This is a genomic window from Brevundimonas sp., from assembly GCF_041648615.1.
Classification (GTDB): domain Bacteria; phylum Pseudomonadota; class Alphaproteobacteria; order Caulobacterales; family Caulobacteraceae; genus Brevundimonas.
In genome coordinates this window covers 1-2,781 of record NZ_JBAZOS010000090.1, presented here as the reverse complement: position 1 = coordinate 2,781, position 2,781 = coordinate 1, and the positions used below count along the sequence as shown (strand labels likewise).

General features: G+C 67.0%; 3 protein-coding genes. All 3 read left to right on the top strand.

Annotated elements, in window-relative coordinates:
* Positions 1-583: ribosome maturation factor RimP (gene rimP / locus WC555_RS15625; RefSeq protein ID WP_373255052.1), on the top strand; the 583-nt coding region annotated here is incomplete at its 5' end.
* Positions 583-2,331, top strand: coding sequence for a transcription termination factor NusA (gene nusA / locus WC555_RS15620; RefSeq protein ID WP_373255049.1), 1,749 nt, complete (start codon positions 583-585; stop codon positions 2,329-2,331). The genes rimP and nusA, both read left to right, overlap by 1 nt.
* 18 nt (positions 2,332-2,349) lie before the next feature.
* The coding region (locus tag WC555_RS15615) for an RNA-binding protein (RefSeq protein WP_373255048.1) at positions 2,350-2,781 on the top strand (432 nt) is incomplete at its 3' end.

Here is a 2,781-nt window from a genome sequence, read left to right as displayed (position 1 = left end):
CGCCCCTGATCGCGAGTTGCTGGAGCTGATCGACCCCATCGCGGAGTCGCTCGGCCTCGACATCGTGCGCGTGCGCCTGATGGGCGGTTCGCTGCGCCAGCGGCTGCAGATCATGGCCGAGCGCCCGTCGGACAACGACATCTCTGTCGAGGAATGCGCCCGCCTGTCGCGCGCCGTGTCGGAGGTGTTCGACGCCGCCGACCCGATCGCCGGCGAATACCTGCTGGAGGTGTCGTCGCCCGGCGTCGACCGCCCCCTGACCCGGCTCAAGGATTTCGACCTGTTCGAAGGTCTGGAGGCCCGGCTCGAGACGGACCGGATGATCGAGGGCCGCAAACGCTTCAAGGGCATCGTCGCCGGGACCGAAGGCGAAAACGTCTGCATGGACCTGGACGGCGAGGACGAGACCGCCCTGATCCCCTTCGACTGGCTGGTGGACGCCAAGCTGGTCATGACCGACGCCCTGCTGAAACGCGGCGCCGAGATCCGCGCCCGCCGCGGCGAGCCTGAAGACGACGAGCTTCCGGTCTCTGCGCCCGAAGATAATACCAACACCAAGACCCAATCTGAGGACAAAGCCTGATGGCCGTCACCGGTATTTCCGCCAACCGTCTCGAACTGCTCCAGATCGCCAATGCGGTCGCCCAGGAGAAGAACATTGATCGCGAGATCGTCATCGAGGCCCTGGAAGAAGCCATCCAGAAGGGCGCCAAGTCGCGCTACGGCGCCCATCACGACATCCGCGCCAAGATCGACCCCAAGACCGGCGAACTGGCCCTGACCCGTCACGTGACCATCGTCGAGGACGACTGGCAGCCCGAGGACGAGCTGGAAGAGTTCAACGACTCGGCCATGGTGCGCCTGACCGACGCCTCCAAGCGTGATCCGGAAGCCGTGGTCGGCAAGGAATATGTCGAGGACCTGCCGCCGTTCGAGTTCGGCCGCGTCCAGACCCAGATGGCCCGCCAGGTCATCACCGGGAAGGTCCGCGAGGCCGAGCGCGCCAACCAGTACGAAGAGTTCAAGGACCGCGTCGGCGAGATCGTCAACGGCACCGTCAAGCGCGTCGAATACGGCAACACCATCGTCGATCTGGGCCGGGGCGAGGGCATCATGCGCCGCGACCAGTCGATCCCGCGCGAGATCTTCAACATCGGCGACCGGATCCGCACCTACATCTACGACGTGCGCGCCGAGACCAAGGGTCCGCAGATCATGCTGTCGCGGGCTCACCCCGGCTTCATGGCCAAGCTGTTCGCCCAGGAAGTGCCCGAGGTCTACGACGGCGTCATCGAGATCCGCGCCGCCGCCCGCGATTCCGGCTCGCGCGCCAAGATGGCCGTCCTGTCGAACGACAGCTCCATCGACCCCGTCGGCGCCTGCGTCGGCATGCGCGGCTCGCGCGTTCAGGCGGTCGTCGCCGAGCTGCAGGGCGAGAAGATCGACATCATTCAGTGGAACCCGGACGAGCCGACCTTCATCGTCAACGCCCTGGCTCCGGCCGAGGTCTCCAAGGTCGTGCTCGACGAAGAAGCCGGCCGCGTCGAGGTCGTCGTGCCCGACGAACAGCTGTCGCTGGCCATCGGCCGTCGCGGCCAGAACGTCCGCCTGGCCTCCCAGCTGACCGGCTGGCAGATCGACATCATCACCGAGGCCCAGGATTCCGAACGTCGCCAGAAGGAATTCAGCGAGCGCACCCTGCTGTTCCAGGAAGCCCTGGACGTCGACGAGGTCATCGCCCAGCTGCTGGTCACCGAAGGGTTCGCCACGGTCGAGGATCTGGCCTTCGTCGACTCCTACGAAGTCGCCGAGATCGAGGGCTTCGACGAGGACACCGCCGAGGAACTGCAGGCTCGCGCCCGTGAATTCCTCGACAAACAGGCCGCCGTGCTGGACGCCAAACGCACCGAACTGGGCGTTGAGGACGCCGTCATGAATGTCCCGGGCGTGACCCTGCCCATCGCCGTCGCCCTGGGCGAAGGCGGTGTGAAGACCGTCGAGGACCTGGCCGACCTGGCCACGGATGAAATCCGCGGCGGCCACGAAATCGTCAACGGCGAGCGGGTCAAGCTGGCCGGCGTGCTGGAAAGCTTCAACCTGAGCCAGGAGGACGCCGAAATGCTGATCCTTCAGGCCCGGGTCGCGGCCGGCTGGATCGATGCGTCCGAACTGCCCCAGCCCGAACCGGAGTACGAGGAAGAGGTCGAATACGCCGAGGGCGAATATGACGCCGACGCCGTGTTCGGCGATGCGCCCGCCGCTGCTGACGCCGAGCCCGAAGCCGAGGCTGACGCCTCCGCCGAGGATCTCGACCAGCCTGAAGACGCGTGATGGGAGCCCCGACCGTCCATGAGCCTTCGCGACGCACACGCATCGGATAGGGAACGCCGCGATCTGGTCACCGGCCAGGTCATGGACGAATCTCGTCTGATCCGTTTCGTCGCGGGGCCGGACGGCTCGGTCGCCCCGGACCTGGGCAGGAAACTGCCCGGGCGCGGCCTGTGGGTCGCCGCCGACCGCGCCTCTGTCGCTGCGGCGGTGAAGAAGAACCTGTTCGCCCGCAGCGCCCGCGCGCCATTGAAGCCGACGCCGGACCTCCCGGACCTTGTCGAGCGACTGCTCGTCCGGCGTGTCCTGGACCAGCTGGGCCTTGCCCGGCGCGAAGGCGTGCTTATCTCGGGCTTCGAAAAGACCGCCGCCGCGATCCGTTCGGGCTCGGCCGCCTGGGTCATCGAGGCCAGCGACGGCGCCCCCGACGGGCGTGGAAAAATCCTCAACCTG

Bases quoted from the DNA above. Each gene is read 5' to 3' on its own strand.
- nusA (WP_373255049.1), top strand. From the start codon at position 583: ATGGCCGTCACCGGTATTTCCGCCAACCGTCTCGAACTGCTCCAGATC.